Consider the following 17,606-nt stretch of genomic DNA (forward strand, 5'->3'; position numbering starts at 1 on the left):
ATGGCTCATGGGCTTTCGATATCCCTCTCAGGCGTGGGCTTCAGGCCGAGGCATGGTGCCACGCCCTGCACCCGAACTCTCGGCGCACGCCGCCCTGTCCGGCGGATGCCGAATGCTCCCGGCGCTCAGCGCGCCCTGGGGGCCTCCACGACGGCGCGGCCCTTCCCCATGCGGCCGATCATGTCCGATGCCGTGAGGATCACGAGGGACACCAGCATGCCGGCGGTGGCGGTGAGCGCGGACACGATGAGGAACGGGTAGCCGAACAGGTAGACGAGAGCGCCGAAAGCGACGAGCAGGTTGAACACGAAATAGAATTTCGCATCCGGCAAGCCGTAGATCGCGTCCTTCAGGAACCAACCGACTACGGGAACGTGAAGGAACGCGCGCGCGACCGCCTGCATGGCACTATCCACTTGCAAGATATGTTGAATCGTCATCCGGAAACGATGACCATGGGCGCGATCCTGGCCGCGTTTTTGATCTAGATCAATAAATCAGGGATCGTTGAGCCGGCGACAGGTTGACGCGATGCGCCCTTCCCACAGGTGCGCGTCCGCTCCCGGAAAAGCGCCGCCGCTGCGGCACGCGTACCGCCCCGGCCTCAGCGGCCCTGCAGCCGCTCCGCCGCCAGCTCTCGCTGGAACACGATCAGGTCCAGGGACGGCGCGGCCTCGCGCCCGCCGAGCTGGGTGAGCAGCGTGTGCGCCTGCCCGCGGTGGTGGGTCTGGTGATTGAACAGGTGGTCGAGCACGCTGGCGCGGTCCTGCGTGAAAGTGCGGCCGCTGCTGTTGGCATAGGTGACCGGAACGTCCAGACCCGCCGCATCGAGCCCCGCGACGAAGGCCTCCAAGCGCGCATCCTCCGCCATGCGGAGCGCGCGCAGGGCGGAAAGGTCCGTCTCCAGCACCGTATCGAGCGGCGGCTGGGGCTCGCCGGTGGCGAGGAGGCGGGACAGCCAGATACGATCCGTCACCACCAAATGGTTCAAGGTGCCCATCAGGGAGCCGAAGAACGCACCCATGGGCCGTGCAAGCAGATCCGCGCCGATCGCAGCCGCTCCATCGTAGAGGCGGGCGTTGGCCCAGGCGTTGTAGGCGGCGAGCTGCCGGTAGCTGCGGAGGGTGGGCTGCGCCGCATCCGCCTGTGGCCGGTCCTCGTGCATGACGCGCTCTCCGGGGCGACGATGAGGTCTGGAAGTTCAGGCAGATAAGCAGAGGCCGGCACGCGGACGCGGTTCGCATCGCCGGCCACCGCACGGCGGTCATGCGCGCCGCCGCTTCGCGAGATCCCCGTCGCGCGGCTTAAGCCGCGCGGCGGGCTGGGATTGCAGGGCACCACGGGTGGGGCGATGCCCTCGGGCAGTGCCTTGATCAGCGCCCGGAGCTCAGCGGCGGAAGCCGCCGCCACCCCGGAAGCCGCCACCGCCGAAGCGATCACCCCCGCCAAAGCCGCCGAAGCCCCGGTCGAAGCCGCCACTGCCGAAGCGGTCGCCGCCCCCGAAGTCGTCGCCACCGAGACGCTGGCCGCCGCCGAAATTGTCCACCCGCTGCTGGCCCCAGGAGCGCGCGCGCGCCTCGTTGTCCAGGTTGGAGGTGTCGACATTGTTGTCGACGCGGTTCCAGCCGGTGCCGGTGTTGCGGTTCCAGCCGGTGTCGTTGTGGCTGTAGACGTTGCCGTCATGGTCCACCATCACGTTGCCGTTGTTCCAGGCGGCGGCGGTGTTGGTGTGGGTGTCCACGGCGACGCCACGGCTGTCCACGTTCACATGGCCATTGTTGTCGGTGACGGCGGTCTGCGAGGCGTGGGCGGTGCCGGCGGTGGGGTTGTAGCCCGCCGATTCACGGCCGGCTGCGGCATTGCCCGTATAGGCGTTGCCGACGGCCCCGGCGCGCGAGGCGCCCTCCGCGCCGGTATAGGCGTTGCCATGCACGTTCTCGCGGCCGGCCGCCCAGTTGCCCGTATAGGCGTTGCCCACCGCCCCGGCGCGCGAGGCGCCCTCGTTGCCGGTGTAGGGGTTGGCGTGCGCCCCCTCGCGGCCCGCCGCCCAATTGCCCGAATAGGGATTGAACGCCGCCGCCGAGCGGCCGGCGAAGGAGGTGCCGCCGGCGGTGGTGCCGCGCCAGTCACGCCCGGCCCAGTCGGTGCCGTTCCAGGTGGTGCCCCAGGCGTGGTTCACCGTGGCGGAGCCGCCCCAGCGGCCGTAGACGTTGGTCTGGTTCACGTTGGTGTAGCCCCAGTGGCCGCCCCAGGGGCCGGGCCCCCAGGCACCCGCCGCGCCCCACGCCGCGGCGCCCCACGGGCCCGCGCCCCAGGGATGCCAGTAGGGCCCCCAATACGGGCCCACCGCCGTGCTCCAGGGCCAGCCGGCCGCGAAGCCGAAGGCGAAGCCTTCCGCCGCGCCGAGGGCGAAGCCGGCGCCGAGGCCGTAGGTGACCGGGCAGGAGATCCAGTAGCTGCCCACATAGCCGGGGCAGGAATAGCCGGTGCCGTAGACCACGGTGCCCTCGGGCCCCAGCACCACGCCCATGTAGCCGGGCGTGTAGCCCACCACCACCGCGTCCGGCGTGCTGCCGTAGATGCGCACGTAGGTGACATAGTGCACCGGCGAGGAGACGGGGATGGTGTAGATGGCGTCCGGCACCACGTCCGTGACCTTCCACGGCCCCTGGGGCGAGGTGGCGACGAACCAGATGCCGTTGGCCACCGCGTAATAGCGCTGGCTGTTGAAGCGGATCACCGGCACCGGGGTGTTCACCGCATAGGCGAGCGCGGTGCCGGAGATGGGCTCGAAGCGCGCGGCGCCCTCATAGACGACGTTAAGCGGCACGTCGCGCTTCACGGTCGCCGTCTGCGGGATGGTGGAGGCGATGAGCGCCTCCTTCGCCTGCGGCGTGCCGGCCACCGAGACCAGCACGTTGGCCTTCGGATCGTTGGGGTTGATCTTCGCGAAGTCCTTCGGAAGCGCGTTGGAGGGCACGAACGCCCACGGCCCCTTGAGGTCGGCGGCCTTGAACCAGCGGCCGGCGATGAGGACGTAATAAGTGTTGGTGCTGGTCTCCAGGAACACCGCATGGTCGGCATTGTTCATGGTGAGCAGGTTGGTGCCCACCACCGGCAGCATCTGCGGCTGGCCCTCGGTCTGGATCAGCTCGGTGGGCACGCTGGTCACCAGAATGGCCGGCGGCGGCGTCACGGGCTTGCCGTCCTGCCCCAGGAGGGGGGCGGCGGCCAGCTCGTCCGTGGCCTTCTTGGCGGCGGCGACGAGCGCGTCGGAGGGCTTGGGCGTGACCACCCAGCTGCTGTCGAGGCCGGTCGCCTCATACCAGGTGCCGGCGGCCTGCAGGTGGTAGGTGCCGGCCTGATCCAGCAGCAGGAGCGGGCGGGTGTTGATGACCCGCTGGAAGCCCGTCACGCCGGTGATCGGCCGCAGCACCGGCTGCCCGGCGACGGGCACCTGGACGGTGTTGGAGGTGGTGAACAGGATCTGCGGCGGCGTGTTGTCCACCGGCTGGGTCTTCAGCTGCGCCAGCTCCTTGTTCACGGCATAGCTCGCCTGCAGCTGGTCGAGCGGCACGGTGAGCCCTTCCGGAGGCAGGTGGGCCTGGAGGGTGCTGCGGATAAGATCAGCCTTGCCGGGGTCGGTGGGCACCTCCACCCCGGTGATGGCGAAGCTGGCGATGTGGACGAGGCCGGCGGGCTTATCCACCGCCACGCGGCTGGTGAAGCGCACCATGCCATAGGTGGGAGCACCCGCCTTGGAGCCGATGGCCACGGCGGCGCGACCGCTCATCTGGTCCCCGTCCCACGCATCGATCTGGGGCTGGTAGAGCTGGATCTGGTCGTTGTCAGAGGTCGCGTAGGTCCGCGGCCAGGGGGTCGGGGCGCTGGCGTCGTTCGCGCTCGCGGCGGGCGCCGCGGCGGGCTGCTGGGCGCCCGCCTGCGGTGCGCCGAGCAGTGTGAACATGGCAGCGGCGACCAGGACCGGCCACTCAGGGCGACGGCTGCGGGCACGTGCGGCACCCAGGCCGCGGGTTGGTGACCAGGTCATGGATCTGTCCTCTTCACCCCGGATCGCAGGGCGCGCAGGCGTACCATGTTCGTCCGTTCTCGTCTGCCGCCAAGCTGGGAGAAGGCAGCACAATTTCATTCCCAAAGATGGCCGGTGAAGCCGTTTTGACATGACACCGCGCGCCCCCTTTGGGTCCCTTGCGGTGCAATGCAAATTCAGTTTACCTCCCAACTTGGCGTTGTACCCATCGCATGCGCCACGCAATCATGGGGAATGACATGAACAAGTATGTCGCCGAGTTCATCGGCACTGCGGTTCTGGTGCTGTTCGGCTGCGGCTCGGCGGTGCTGACAGGCTATGTGAGCGCGCCGATCGGCATGCTCGCCATCGCCTTTGCCTTCGGCCTGGCGGTGACGTCCATGGCTTACGGCATCGGTCACGTGTCCGGCTGCCACATCAATCCGGCGGTCACCGTCGGCGTATGGGCGGCGGGGCGCATCCCCGCGTCGGAGGTGCCGCTCTACTGGCTCGCCCAGGTGCTGGGCGGCATTGCCGGCGCCGGCATTCTCTACATCGTCGCTTCGGGCAAGCTCGCCGGCTTCGATGCCGCCACCGCCGGCCTCGGCCAGAACGGCTGGGGCGAGGGCTACGGCGGAGGCTACGGGCTCGGGGCCGCCATCGTGGCCGAGCTGGTGGGCACCTTCGTGTTCCTGGTGGTGATCCTCGGCTCCACCTCCAAGGCCGGCATCACCCAGGCCGCCGGCCTCGCCATCGGCCTGTCGCTGGTGATGATCCACATCGTCTTCATTCCGGTGACCGGCGTGTCCGTGAACCCCGCCCGCTCCATCGGCCCGGCGCTGTTCGTGGGCGGCAAGGCCCTGAGCCAGCTGTGGCTGTTCATCGTGGTGCCGCTCGTGGGCGCGCTCCTCGCCGGCCTGCTGTTCAAGCTGAAGGTTCTGGAGGACTGAACCCTCCGGGCATGAAAAAGGGGATGCGCCCTGGGCGCATCCCCTGTGATGGTCGGCCGTGATCTCACACCCTCGGCCCCGGTCGTCGACCGGCGCCAGAAGGGTCTCGCTCACGCGCCGCGCTGGCTTGGCCGAAGGCCCGCGAGGCTGCCTCAGGGGCCTTCGGCATCACTCCGCCGCGGCGGCCGTCGCGGCCTTGGCGGCGCGGGCGGCGCGCACCCCCGCGCCATACTCCGGGTGCACCTTGTCGAACAAGGCGATCTGCCGCGCCGCGATCTCCTCGGGGATGCCCGCCATGGCGTCCGCGAGATTGGAGAACAGGCGCGCGCGCTCTGCCGCGTCGAACAGCTCGAACAGCGCCCGCGGCTGGCTGAAGTCGTCATTGCCGGCGCGATGGTCGTAGCGGGCCGCATCGCCCGAGATCTTCAGCGGCGGCTCGGCGAAGGCGGGGTCCTCCTTGGCGCCGTTGAAGGAGTTGGGCTCGTAATAGGCGTCCGTGCTCCCGCTCGCCTGCGGGAAGAAGCGCATGGCGCCGTCCTTATGATAATTGTGCACCGGGCACTTGGGCGCGTTCACCGGCAGGTGCTCGTAATGGGTGCCGAGCCGGTAGCGATGGGCGTCCGCATAGGAGAACACCCGCGCCTGGAGCATCTTGTCCGGCGAGAAGGACACGCCGGGCACGATATTGGAGGGCGAGAAGGCGACCTGCTCGATCTCGTTGAAATAGTTCTCCGGGTTGCGGTTCAGCTCGAGGACGCCGATGTCGATCACCGGATAGTCCTTGTGCGGCCACACCTTGGTGAGGTCGAACGGATTGTAGGAGGTCTTCTCCGCATCGAGCTCGGGCATCACCTGCACCTGTACCGTCCACTTGGGGAAGTCGCCGCGGGCGATGGCGCCGAACAGGTCTTCCTGGGTGGATTCGCGGGTCTTGCCCACCACCCCGGCGGCCTCGGCATTGGTCCAGTGGCGGTGGCCCTGCCGGGTCTTGAAGTGGAACTTCACCCAGAAGCGCTCATTCTCGGCATTGATGAACGAATAGGTGTGCGAGCCGTAGCCGTTCATGTTCCGCACGCCCACCGGCAGGCCGCGGTCCGAGAACAGGATGGTCACCTGGTGCAGGCTCTCCGGCGAGAGCGACCAGAAGTCCCACATGGCGGTCGGCGAGCGCAGGTTGGTCTGGGGGTGGCGCTTCTGGGTGTGGATGAAGTCCGGGAACTTGTAGGGGTCGCGGACGAAGAACACCGGCGTGTTGTTGCCCACGAGGTCCCAGTTGCCCTCCGGTGTGTAGAACTTCAGCGCGAAGCCGCGCACGTCGCGCTCGGCGTCCGCCGCGCCCAGCTCGCCGGCGACCGTGGAGAAGCGGGCGATCATGGGCGTCTGCGCGCCGGGCTGGAGCGCCTTGGCCTTGGTGAAGCGGGAGATGTCGCCGGTGATGGTGAGGGTGCCGTGGGCACCCCACCCCTTGGCGTGCACCACGCGCTCGGGAATGCGCTCGCGGTTCTGGTGCGCGAGCTTCTCGACGAGCTGGTAGTCCTGCATCAACACCGGGCCGCGGGCACCGGCGGTGAGGGCGTTCTGGTTGTCGGCGACAGGGGCGCCGGCGGTGGTGGTGAGGGTCGGTCGGCTCATGCGTCTCTCCTCGCTTCGGGCCCGTGGGGCGTCGGGCTGGGATCGGGGGCCAACATGGCTTGGTTCCAAGATAAGGACAAACCAGATTGCAGGGCAGTGACCGGAAGATAATCCGATCGCACGCTCTCGCCGGGTCAGATTCCCGTGATGGAGCACGTGGCGCGGTGAGCGGGTGCGGCACCGGACGCCCGCGCGAGAGCTATGGACCGAACCGCGAAGCGATCGTCCCCGAGATTGAAGCCCGCCACGGACGTTCCTTCTGCGGTGCGGCCCGTGCGCCCGCGAGAGGGGTGTGAAACGGCGCCCGCTTGGCGCCGCCACGTCAGGTTCAGGCCGGCAGGCGGAAATGCAGCTCCCAGCACCCGTCGACACGCTGGACGCGCAGGTCGGGCGCGAGCTGGGTGAGGAGGTAGCCCGCAAGCTGCGTGGTGAGGTCGGGGTTTTCCAGCAGGTCCTCGGCGGAGGGCGGGCGGTTCGCCAGCGGCGGGGCCATACCCTGGTAGCGCAGCATCACGTCGAAGATGACGTCGTTGTAGCTGGTGGCCACCTCGATCATGGGGTGCTCGCGATCGACGAAATCCCGCCCGATGAGGTCGATCGCCTGCCATGCCACATGGGCCGCGTGCCGGACCACATCGACCCGCGCACCCCAGCGCCCGCCCTCGGATTCCAGGAACTCCGCCACTTCGTCGTGGGTGGTGGCGCTGGCCGGAAAGTGGCGCACCACCCGGCGCCTGTTGCCGATGCGGAAAATGGCGATGAGCGTCACGGTCACCAGGACCGACACCGCGAAGGCGGAGAAGGTGATGAGGCGCAGCTCGGGAAAGTGCCCCTCGATCAGCGCCCGCAGCGGCTCGTAGGCCATGGCGGTGACGAAGCCCATGCCGATGGCGAGCACCTTGCGCGCGTCAAGAACCCGGCTCGCCACCAGCTGGAGGCCGTTCACCGTGGTGAAGGTGGCGAGGAACAGGAACAGCGCGCCGGTCACGGCATCAGGCAGCACGATCCAGAAGCCGACGATCTTCGGCAGCACCGAGCACAGGATCAGCAGGCCGCCGGTCCAGAAGGCGAGGGTGCGGGCGGTGCAGCCGGAGGCGGAAGCGAGCGCCACCGCGCCGCCCGAGGCCACCATGGGCAAGGCGTTGAGCGCACCGGCGAGCACATGCATCACCCCTTCGGCGCGGATGCCCCGGCCGATGGAGACGAGGTCCGGCCCCTTCCAGTCGCGGTCGTTGTTGCGCTGGGCGATGGTCTGCACGCCGATCGAGGTCAGGGCGAAGACGAAGCCGGTGACCACGAACGGAACGATGGGGCCAAGCTGGAAGTCCCAGCCGAACAGGGGCAGGCGCGGGAAGCTCACCCAGGAGGCGTCCCGGACCACCTCGATCTCCTGCGGATCGAGCATGCCGGTCGCCGCGGACACGAGGAAGCCCACGGCGAGGCCGATGAGATTGGTGAACAGCCGCAGCCAGCTGCGCACGTAGACATGCAGGATGACGAGGGTCGCGAGCGTCAGCACCGCGATTCCGACATGGGCGATGGGATGCCCCACCGGGGTGTTGAAGATCAGCACCAGGCCCTGTTGGCCGAGGCCCACGCCGATCAGGAACACCGCGAACCCCGCCACCTCGATGGTGAAGATGCCCCGCAGGCGCACGATCACGAACGAGAACAGGATCTGCGTCACGCCCACCACCGCCACCATGGTGAAGTTCTGGGCGAGGTTGAGCCCGGCCGAGGAGGCGTAGATCAGCGCCGGGATGGCGGCGGTGGTGCACTGGAGCGGATAGAACAGCCCCGCGCCGAGCCCGAACCGGCCGAGCCCCTGGAGAATCACCACGATGCCGCCGCAGAGCAGCGTCGTCGCAGAAAGGTCCAGGAACTGCTGGGTGCTCAGGCCGAGCCGCGTGGCCGCAAGGCCAGGCACGCCCAGCAGGGCCACGAGGAACGCCATCTGCTGCAGCGCCGACAGCAGCGCAAACCGCACCGGCGGCACGTCGTTGACGCCGTAGACGAGGTTTTCCGGCTTACGCATGGGGCCGCCGCCGCTTCAGAGCAAGTCCCCGCGCGGTTTCGCGAAGGGAATTGCGACAAACCAAGAACCTGGGATCGCTGGCGCGCTTCGAAGAAGCGCGGAAGCGACCTAGGTGACGGGGAGCATCGGCGTGCCCGGCGCGTCGGTCGCCCACAGGTCGCCGCTGTCGAGGTCGAACCACCAGCCGTGCAGCCGGAGCGTGCCGGCCTCCACCCGCTCGCGCACCCAGGGATAGGTCATGAGGTTGTCCAGCGAGCCCAGGACCGAGGCGCGCTCGGCGAGATAGGGCACCTGCTTCAGGTGCTCGAGGGACATCTCGCGCGTGCCGCCCTCCGCCGCCTCGTCGGGGATGTGGAGCCGGCTCGCTGCCAGCGCCATCTCCACCCAGGGGCCGACGAACTCGCGCGGCGGGCGCGCACCGCCGGCGGTGGCGAGCATGGCCTGGATGCCGCCGCAGCGGGCATGGCCGAGCACCACGATATGGTCCACGCCGAGGTCGCGCACCGCATATTCCAGGGCCGCGCCGGTGCCGTGCAGGCCATCGTCCGGCGCGTAGGCCGGCACGAGATTGGCCACGTTGCGCACCACGAACAGCTCGCCCGGCAGCGCGCCCGACAAAAGCGCGGGGTCGACACGGGAATCCGAGCAGGAGATCATGAGCGTGGCCGGGCTCTGGCCCTTCTGGGCGAGGCGCGCCATCAGCTCCGGATCGTCCTCGTAGAAGCGCGTCTTGAAGTGGCGGACACCCTCGATGAGATGGGAAATGTCACGGCACCCCTGCCCTTCGGGGTGCTCGTGGCCATGATGGGATCCCTCGTCCGTCACAAGCCCCTCCTTGCCCGCGGCTCTGCGGCCGGTCCCCTTCCGCGCGGTCGCCGGAAGCCTGTGCTTTCGTACCGGAATTGGCGCACTGCGGGAAGAGCCAAAGCCTGAGCGCGCCGTCATCCGCGCAGCGCGGGAGAAGGCGGTGGACCGTTCCCGGGCGGGCCTCCGCGCGGAGGTAACGAAGAACGGCCGCGGGGGGCCTGCAGTGCCCTTCCCTGCCTGCCAGGCAGCTCTCCATGGACCGCCCCGCCGAAGCCGCCTCTGGCGCCGTTTTCCGCCGGAGCGGGTGTGCGCGCCGCGCGCCGCCTTGCCTTGAGGGCCGTTCGCGGCTAATCCGCCGGGGGCGGGCGAAGATGCGCCTGCCGCCCAACAGGTCGGGGCGCGGCCGCCTCACGCGCCGAGGCGCCGCCCCGCCGTGAGGACCCGATGGCTCAGGACGGACTTTCCTATCGCGACGCGGGTGTCGACATCGACGCCGGCAATCGCCTCGTCGATCTCATCAAGCCGCTGGTGAAGGCCACCGCCCGCCCCGGCGCGGACGCCGACATCGGCGGGTTCGGCGGCATCTTCGACCTGAAGGCCGCCGGCTATGCCGACCCGCTGCTGGTGGCCGCCACCGATGGCGTGGGCACCAAGCTGAAGATCGCCATCGAGACCGGGGTGCACGACACCATCGGCATCGACCTCGTGGCCATGTGCGTGAACGACCTGGTGGTGCAGGGCGCCGAGCCCCTCTTCTTCCTGGACTATTTCGCCACCGGTCGGCTGGCGCCCGACGTGGGCGCGAACATCGTGGCCGGCGTCGCCCGCGGTTGCCGGGAATCGGGCTGCGCGCTGGTGGGCGGAGAGACCGCCGAGATGCCCGGCATGTATGCCGACGGCGACTACGACCTCGCCGGCTTCGCGGTGGGCGCGGTGGAGCGCCACGGCCTCCTGCCCCGGCCCAACGTCGCGCCCGGGGACATGATCCTCGGCCTCGCTTCGGCGGGCGTGCATTCCAACGGCTATTCGCTGGTGCGCCGCATCGTCGAGCGCACCGGCCTCGCCTGGGACGCGCCGGCGCCGTTCGCCCCCGAGGCGAGCCTGGGCAAGGCCCTGCTCACCCCCACCCGGCTCTATGTGAAGAGCACCCTGCAGGCCATCCGCGCCACCGGGGCGGTGAAGGCGCTCGCCCACATCACCGGCGGCGGCATCACCGAGAACCTGCCGCGCGTGCTGCCCAAGGGCACACTCGCCCGCATCGACCTTGCCAACCTCATCGTGCCGCCGGTGTTCCGCTGGCTCGCCACCGCCGGCGCGGTGGAGAGCGAGGAAATGCTGCGCGCCTTCAACTGCGGCGTCGGCATGGCCGTGGTGGTGCCGGCGGAGCTGGAAGAAAAAGTGGCGGACACCTTCGCCGATGCCGGCGAGACCGTGCTCCGCCTCGGCGCCATCGAGCCCGCGGCCCACCCGGACGATGCGCCCCGCGTGGTCTATGACGGCGCCGCCGATTTCGGATTCACCGCATGACCATGCAGGAACGCGCCGCCCCTGCCCGCAGGCGCGCGGCGGTGCTGATCTCCGGTCGCGGCTCCAACATGGCGGCGCTGGTGCGCGCCGCCGCCGCGCCGGACTTCCCGGCCGAGATCGCCCTGGTGCTCTCCAACCGCGCTGACGCCGCCGGCCTTGACTTCGCCAAGGCCCACGGCATCCCCACCCGCGTGCTGAACCACAAGGGTTTCGCCGACCGCCTCGCCTTCGATGCCGCCCTCGACGGCACGCTGCGGGAGGAAGGCATCGAGATCGTGTGCCTCGCCGGCTTCATGCGCCTGCTCACGCCCTGGCTGGTGGAACGCTGGCGCGACCGGATGATCAACGTCCATCCCTCGCTGCTGCCCAGCTTCAAGGGCCTCCACACCCATGAGCGGGCGCTGGAGGCGGGGGTACGGGTGCACGGCTGCACCGTCCACTTCGTGCGCGCGGAGATGGACGAGGGCCCCATCATCCTCCAGGCGGTGGTGCCCATCGAGCCCGGCGATACGCCGGACCTGCTGGCCGACCGGGTGCTGACCCAGGAGCACGTGATCTACCCCAAGGGCCTGGAGCTGCTGGCCGCCGGCCGCCTCCACGTGGCCGGCGAGCGGGTGGAGATCGCCGGGGTCGAGAGCGGCCTGAAGCCGCTGATCGCGCCGAAGGTCTGACAGCCGGGCGATCTTTTCGCGCCGGCCGCCCAGAAGGCCCCCGCGCCCCGCGCGCGGGGGCCGGACCTGTCCGGCGCGGATCGCGGCGCTGAGGGCCCGCAGCCGGCCGCCGGCCTATTGCGCCCCGGCCTCGCGCTCCACCCGGGCGAGGCGCACGCGGTTGTCATGGAAGGCGGCGCCGCCCACCGGCGCCACCGGGTCCGCGCCGGTGAGGGTGTTGATGCCGCGTCCCTCCCGGTGGGCGCGGTTGGGCTGGATCTGCTCGGATACCACCACGCCCCGCCGCAGCCCGTCGAACAGGCGGGCGCGCAGCAGCACCCGGCCGCGGGCGCTTTCCACCATCACCATGTCGCCTTCCGCGATCCCCTCCGCCTCCGCATCCCCGGGGTGGATGAGCAGGGAGGGCGCGCCCTCCCGCCCGGCCGAGGTCGCGGTCTCCGTGAAGGTGGAGTTCAGGAAGTTGCGGGCCGGCGCCGTCACCAGCCGGTAGGGATGCTCAAGGGTCGCCTCCTCGGTCACCGCCCAATGGTCGGGCAGGGCTGGCATGTCCGCCACCGGCCCGAACTTGCCCGGCGCCGCGAAATTCAGCCCCGCCCAGTCGGCCGCGAAGTGGAAGCGCCCGTCCGCATGGCCGAAGCCCTCGAGGAAATGGGCCTGCGCGAACGGCGGCGCCACGTCCAGGAAGCGCGCCGTTTCCAGCGCATCGAGCGTGCCGCGCCCGCTCGCCCGCAGGGTCCAGTCGATCAGCTCCCGCGGGCTCATGCCGAAGCCGGGGTGGGCCGCGCCCACCCGCGCCGCCAGCGCACCGATCACCTCATGGTTGGAGCGGCATTCGCCCGGCGGCTCCACCAGCTTCGGCCCGAGCAGGATGTGGGGGTGCCCGCCGGCCTGGTAGAGGTCGTCATGCTCGGTGAACATGGTGGCGGGTAGAACGATATCCGCCATGCGCGCGGTGTCGGTGAGGAAATGCTCGTGCACGGCCACGAACAGGTCCTCGCGGGCAAAGCCGGCGCGCACCTTCTCCTGGTCGGGCGCCACCGCCAGGGGATTGGTGTTCTGGATCAGCATGGCCTTCACTGGCGGTCCGCCCGCGAGCGCCTCGCCATCCCCCGTCAGGATCGGCCCGATACGGGACTGATCGAGCGCCCGCACGGCGGCATCGCGCGCGTCGAGCCCTTCGATCATAGTCTTGTTCCAGCCGTAGATGCCGGACATGGAATGCACCGCGCCGCCACCCTCGTGCTGCCACGCCCCGCTCACCACCGGGATGGAAGCCACCGCGTGCATGTTCACCGCGCCGTTGCGCGTGCGCGAGACGCCGTAGCCGATGCGGAAGAAGGCGCGCGGCGTGGTGCCCACCAGCCGCGCGTAAGCCTCGATCTCCGCCTCCGGAAGGCCGGTGAGCGCTGCGGCCCAGGTGGGGCCGCGCGCCTTCAGGTGCGCCTCCAGCGCATCGGTGTCGCGGGCGTAGCGCTCCAGATAGGCACGGTCGGCGAGCCCGTCGCGGAACAGCACATGCATCACCGCGCAGGCGAGCGCCCCATCGGTACCGGGCCGGATGAGGAGGGGAATATCCGCCTGTTCCATGGTGGGCGTGCGATAGACGTCCACCACCGCGATCTTCGCGCCCCGTTCCTTGCGGGCGCGCACGGCGTGGGTCATCACGTTCACCTGGGTCGCCACCGCGTTGGTGCCCCACAGGGTCACGAGATCTGACACCGCCATCTCGCGCGCGTCGGCACCGGAGATGCGGCCAGCGCCGGCGAGATAGCCGCTCCAGGCCGGGTTCACGCAGATGGTGGAGAAGAAGCGCGAATACCCCTTGGCATGGGTGAGGCGGTTGATGCCGTCGCGCATCACGAGGCCCATGGTGCCGGCGTAGTAATAGGGCCACACCGATTGCGCGCCGTGCGCCTGCTCGGCCGCCAGCAGCGCCTGCGCCACCCGGTCCAGCGCCTCGTCCCAGGAGACGGGCCGGAACTGGCCGGAGCCCTTGGGGCCCGTGCGCAGGAGCGGGGTGGTGAGCCGGTCGGGATGGTTGGCGCGCTCGGCGTAGCGGGCGACCTTGGCGCAGACAACGCCCGCCGTGTAGCTGTTGTCCTTCGCGCCCCGGACGCGCCCGATGCGGCCCGAAGGCTCTATCTCCACCTCCAGCGCGCAGGTGGAGGGGCAATCATGCGGGCAGGCGGAGGCGCGGACCTGGGGACGAGCCGGAGACGGGGCGGACAGCGGGGCGACGCGGGTGTTCATGGCTTGAACTTTAGCCCTGGAGCATTTTCAAGCGAAGCGGATACTCACGCGCATCAAGAAAATGCGTGCGCCTATTACCGGAAGTGATGGCCGCACGCCGATGCGAGCGGAAGGCGTCCCCAGCGCACCCGGAAGAGCCCCTTTTTCACGCGCCGCCGCAAAGCCTTGAGACCGCGCGAGCGTGTTCAGGCCGCTTCGCGGGAGGCTGCCCGGCGGCGCAGGAGGAGGCCCGCCGCCACCACCAGCGCGGCGCCCGCGATGCCCGCCACATAATGAGGGAGCGCCGCCGGATGCAGGCCGTGCTCGTTCTCCACCACCAGGGCCGGATCGAGGCGAGCGAGGGCATCGAGCACCAGCACGTCGCGCATCATCATGTCGCCGGCGATCCAGCCGAGCAGTGCCGCGCCGGCCCAGATGAGCAGCGGGAAGCGCTGCAGCAGGCCGAGCAGCACCTGCGCCCCGAACACGATGAGCGGGATGGTGAGAAGCAGGCCGAACACGAACAGCTCCGCATGCCCGCGCGCGGCGGCGGCCACAGCCACCACATTGTCGAGGCTCATCACCGCATCGGCGATGGCGATGGTGCGCACCGCCTTGAACAGGGTGTCGGCGGCCTCCACCTCCTGGCCGTCGTCCTCCTCGCCGGTGGCGAGCTTGATGGCGATCCAGAACAGGAGCAGCGCGCCCAGCACCTTCAGCAGCGGCACGCCCAGCAGCACGGAGACGGCGAGCGCGAACACGATGCGCAGCACCACCGCGGCGGCAGCGCCCAGCAGGATGCCCCACTTGCGCTGCGCCTTCGGCAGCGAGCGGCACGCGAGGGCGATCACCACGGCATTGTCGCCGGAGAGCAGCAGGTCGATCCAGATGATCTGCAGCAGCGAGAGCCAGAAGGTGGGGGAAGAAAGGTCCATGAACGTGTCCCGTCGGTTCCGCGAGGGTCCGATCGCTTCGGAGAACCGGCGGAGCGCCGGTCTCGGCATCCGGGCGAGGGGCCCGGCCGGGCGGAGAGGCCGCGGGTTCCGGGCGGCGGCCGGGCGAAGGCCCGTCCTGCGTCGCCTGCGACGGGTGTCTTAAGGTGAAGTGCCGGCGGCGTCCAGAGCGGCGGGCGCCGGAAGCGGCTAGGCCGCGGGGATGTGATGGCGGCGCGGGCGGGGCCCGCGGCCGTCGGGAACGAGGAGAGCCCGGCCGTCCGGTGCCGGGCTCCCGCCGGCGTCAGCCGACGATCTCGTTGCCCGCGAAGAACTGGGCGATTTCCACCGCGGCGTTCTCGATGCTGTCGGAGCCGTGGGCCGAGTTGGCCTCGATGGACTCGGCGAACAGCTTGCGGATGGTGCCCTCGGCCGCATTGGCCGGGTTGGTGGCGCCCATCACGTCACGGTACTTGGCAACGGCGTTCTCGCCTTCCAGCACCTGCACGACCACCGGGCCGGAGGTCATGAAGGCCACGAGCTCACCGAAGAAGGGGCGCTCCTTGTGGACCGCGTAGAAGGTCTCGGCCTGGGCCTTGGTCATCAGCACGCGCTTCTGCGCGACGATGCGCAGGCCAGCCTTCTCGATCACGGCGTTCACGGCGCCGGTGAGATTGCGACGAGTCGCGTCGGGCTTGATGATCGAGAAGGTGCGCTCGATCGCCATGGGGATCGTCCTGTCTTTGATGGGAGGGATATGCCGCGCCGTTGCGCGATGGCGCGGCTCTTAGCAGGGGCGCCCGCGCCGGGCAAGGGAGGCCGGCGCATGGGTGGGACGCGCGGGCCCCGCCTCAGGGTCGCGGCGGGGCCGTCGCTTCGGTGTCCCGCAGGATGGCGCCAATGGCGCGGTCCACCGCCAGCGCCGCCGGAAACGCCACCGGCACGCCCAGCACCCGCGGCCAGAACAGCGGCTCCTTGATGGCGCCCAGGAACTGCGCCGCCGCCAGCGTCGGGTCGAGCCCCGGCGAGAGCCGGCCATGGGCGGCAAGCACCTCGAAATACGCGGAAAGGCCCTTCACCGCCGGCTCCTTGCCAGCCGCGAAATAGGCCTGGGACAATTCGGGGAAGCGTGGCGCCTCGGCGATCACGAGGCGCAGCAGGGGGATCACGTCAGGCCGGTCCCAGTGGGCCTGGAGGTGATCGACATAGGCCGTGAGTACCACCCTGGGGTCGTCCTCCACGTCGCCCGGCAGCGGCGGCGCGCGGCGCAGGTGCGACCACGCCGCATCGATCACCGCCGTGAACAGGTCCGCCTTGCCGGCGAAGTGGTGGTAGAGCGTGCGCTTGGATACGGGCGCGGCCGCCGCCACCGCATCCATGGACGTGCCCTCGTAGCCCCGCTCCAGGAACAGGATGCGGGCCGCCGCGCGAATGCGCTCCACCGCCCCGCGCCGGCCGCCGGAGGGGGGCGCGGCTGGGCCCTCCCCTTCACGGACGGCCCCCTGCGCCTTGGCGCGCGGGCCACCGCCCTCTTCCGGTGGCGGCGCCTCCTCGCGGCGGCGCGCGGCCGGGACCCTGGGAGCCTGCTGGCGGGTCTTCTCCATCTGCTGATCCGGTCGTCTTCAACGGGGCCTTGGCGCGCCGCGACGCAGCCGGCGATTGACAAAGTAAACGGTACGGTTTAGTTTACATTCCTGTCCGGTGCCTTCACGCGCCGGCACCCCATTCCCCGAGACATGAGGTCCCGCCATGGACCATCCCCTCCTGAACCAGCGCCCGCTCGGCCGTTCCGGCATCACCGTGTCCGCCATCGGCCTCGGCTGCATGGGCATGTCGGAATTCTACGGCCCCAGCGACGATGCGCAATCGCTCGAAACCCTCGCCGCCGCGCTCGACCTGGGCATCACCTTCCTCGACACCGCCGACATGTACGGCGTCGGCCACAACGAGCGCCTGCTCGGCCGCTTCCTGAAGGGACGGCGCGACCAGGTGGTGCTCGCCACCAAGTTCGGCAACGTGCGCGGGCCCAATGGCGAGCGCCTCGGCGTGGACGGCAGCCCCGCCTACGTGCAACGGGCCTGCGAGGCCAGCCTGCAGCGGCTCGGCATCGACACCATCGACCTCTACTACCAGCACCGGGTGGACCCCAGGACCCCCATCGAGGAGACGGTGGGCGCCATGAAGGCACTGGTGGAGGCGGGCAAGGTGCGCTTCCTCGGCCTTTCCGAATGCTCCGTGGAAACCCTGCGGCGCGCCCACGCCGTGCATCCCATCACCGCCGTGCAGACCGAATATTCCCTGTGGAGCCGCGAGCCCGAGGCCGGGATGCTCCAGGCCTGCCGGGAGCTGGGCGTCGCCTTCGTGGCCTATTCGCCCCTCGGGCGCTCCTTCCTCACGGGCGCGGTAACCTCGCCGGATGCCCTGGCGGCGGACGACTTCCGCCACGCCAACCCGCGCTTCTCAGGCGAGGCTTTCGCCCGCAACCGCGCGCTGGTGGAGAAGCTCGCCGCCTTCGCGGCGCAGCGGGGCGCCACCGCCGCCCAGATCGCCCTCGCCTGGATCCTCGGCAAGCAGGACCACGTGATCCCGATCCCCGGCACCCGGCGCATCAAATATCTGAAGGAGAACGTCGCAGCCGCCGCGCTCCGCCTGACGGCGCAGGAGATCGCCACGCTCGACACCCTGTTCCCGCCCGAGGCGGTGGCCGGCACCCGCTACGCCGCCCCCGCCATGGCGGGCCTCGGCCTCTGAGACCATCGGCACCGCTCACGGACCGGCGCCGATCAAGTTCGC

General features: G+C 70.1%; 14 protein-coding genes. 4 read left to right on the forward strand and 10 right to left on the reverse strand.

The window, feature by feature from the left end; translation table 11 throughout:
- Positions 1 to 125: 125 nt before the first annotated feature.
- The 3 genes from V5F61_RS14760 to V5F61_RS14770 form a co-directional block, all read right to left on the reverse strand.
- On the reverse strand, positions 126 to 404 hold the full coding sequence (locus V5F61_RS14760) for a hypothetical protein (RefSeq protein ID WP_393988663.1): 279 nt from the start codon (positions 402 to 404) through the stop codon (positions 126 to 128).
- A 200-nt stretch (positions 405 to 604) separates the two neighbouring features.
- Complete coding sequence (locus tag V5F61_RS14765) at positions 605 to 1,165, reverse strand: DinB family protein (RefSeq protein WP_393988662.1); 561 nt, start codon at positions 1,163 to 1,165, stop codon at positions 605 to 607.
- A 222-nt stretch (positions 1,166 to 1,387) separates the two neighbouring features.
- A complete protein-coding gene (locus V5F61_RS14770; RefSeq protein ID WP_393988661.1) occupies positions 1,388 to 4,051 on the reverse strand; it encodes a carbohydrate-binding family V/XII in 2,664 nt (887 codons plus the stop codon).
- Positions 4,052 to 4,290: 239 nt separating this feature from the next.
- On the opposite strand from V5F61_RS14770, the gene aqpZ reads away from it, so the two are divergent.
- The gene (gene aqpZ / locus V5F61_RS14775) at positions 4,291 to 4,980 is read left to right on the forward strand and encodes an aquaporin Z (protein ID WP_393988660.1); all 690 of its coding nucleotides are present in this window, start codon (positions 4,291 to 4,293) and stop codon (positions 4,978 to 4,980) included.
- Between the two features lie 168 nt (positions 4,981 to 5,148).
- On the opposite strand, the gene V5F61_RS14780 is transcribed toward aqpZ, so the two are convergent.
- The 3 genes from V5F61_RS14780 to V5F61_RS14790 form a co-directional block, all read right to left on the reverse strand.
- Entirely contained in the window at positions 5,149 to 6,612 is a 1,464-nt protein-coding gene (locus V5F61_RS14780) for a catalase (protein WP_393988659.1), read from the reverse strand.
- A 328-nt stretch (positions 6,613 to 6,940) separates the two neighbouring features.
- Complete coding sequence (locus V5F61_RS14785; RefSeq protein ID WP_393988658.1) at positions 6,941 to 8,647, reverse strand: solute carrier family 23 protein; 1,707 nt, start codon at positions 8,645 to 8,647, stop codon at positions 6,941 to 6,943.
- Between the two features lie 108 nt (positions 8,648 to 8,755).
- The gene (locus tag V5F61_RS14790; protein ID WP_393988657.1) at positions 8,756 to 9,472 is read right to left on the reverse strand and encodes a carbonic anhydrase; all 717 of its coding nucleotides are present in this window, start codon (positions 9,470 to 9,472) and stop codon (positions 8,756 to 8,758) included.
- 426 nt (positions 9,473 to 9,898) lie between these two features.
- On the opposite strand from V5F61_RS14790, the gene purM reads away from it, so the two are divergent.
- Both purM and purN read left to right on the forward strand, forming a co-directional pair.
- Entirely contained in the window at positions 9,899 to 10,981 is a 1,083-nt protein-coding gene (gene purM / locus V5F61_RS14795) for a phosphoribosylformylglycinamidine cyclo-ligase (RefSeq protein WP_393988656.1), read from the forward strand.
- Complete coding sequence (gene purN, locus V5F61_RS14800; RefSeq protein WP_393988655.1) at positions 10,978 to 11,652, forward strand: phosphoribosylglycinamide formyltransferase; 675 nt, start codon at positions 10,978 to 10,980, stop codon at positions 11,650 to 11,652. Before purM ends, purN begins: the two co-directional genes overlap by 4 nt.
- Before the next feature lie 114 nt (positions 11,653 to 11,766).
- On the opposite strand, the gene V5F61_RS14805 is transcribed toward purN, so the two are convergent.
- From V5F61_RS14805 to V5F61_RS14820, 4 genes are all read right to left on the reverse strand, one after another.
- The gene (locus V5F61_RS14805; RefSeq protein WP_393988654.1) at positions 11,767 to 13,902 is read right to left on the reverse strand and encodes a molybdopterin oxidoreductase family protein; all 2,136 of its coding nucleotides are present in this window, start codon (positions 13,900 to 13,902) and stop codon (positions 11,767 to 11,769) included.
- Positions 13,903 to 14,087: 185 nt separating this feature from the next.
- A complete protein-coding gene (locus V5F61_RS14810) occupies positions 14,088 to 14,816 on the reverse strand; it encodes a TerC family protein (protein WP_393988653.1) in 729 nt (242 codons plus the stop codon).
- Between the two features lie 301 nt (positions 14,817 to 15,117).
- On the reverse strand, positions 15,118 to 15,540 hold the full coding sequence (ndk, locus tag V5F61_RS14815) for a nucleoside-diphosphate kinase (protein WP_234051259.1): 423 nt from the start codon (positions 15,538 to 15,540) through the stop codon (positions 15,118 to 15,120).
- Between the two features lie 124 nt (positions 15,541 to 15,664).
- Positions 15,665 to 16,417 carry a TetR/AcrR family transcriptional regulator gene (locus V5F61_RS14820; protein WP_393988652.1) on the reverse strand — a complete coding sequence of 251 codons (753 nt, stop codon included), beginning with the start codon at positions 16,415 to 16,417 and terminating at the stop codon, positions 15,665 to 15,667.
- Positions 16,418 to 16,577: 160 nt separating this feature from the next.
- On the opposite strand from V5F61_RS14820, the gene V5F61_RS14825 reads away from it, so the two are divergent.
- Positions 16,578 to 17,564, forward strand: coding sequence for an aldo/keto reductase (locus V5F61_RS14825; RefSeq protein ID WP_393988797.1), 987 nt, complete (start codon positions 16,578 to 16,580; stop codon positions 17,562 to 17,564).
- Positions 17,565 to 17,606: the final 42 nt, after the last annotated feature.

The organism is Xanthobacter sediminis, assembly GCF_043195015.1.
Taxonomy (GTDB): Bacteria; Pseudomonadota; Alphaproteobacteria; order Rhizobiales; family Xanthobacteraceae; genus Xanthobacter.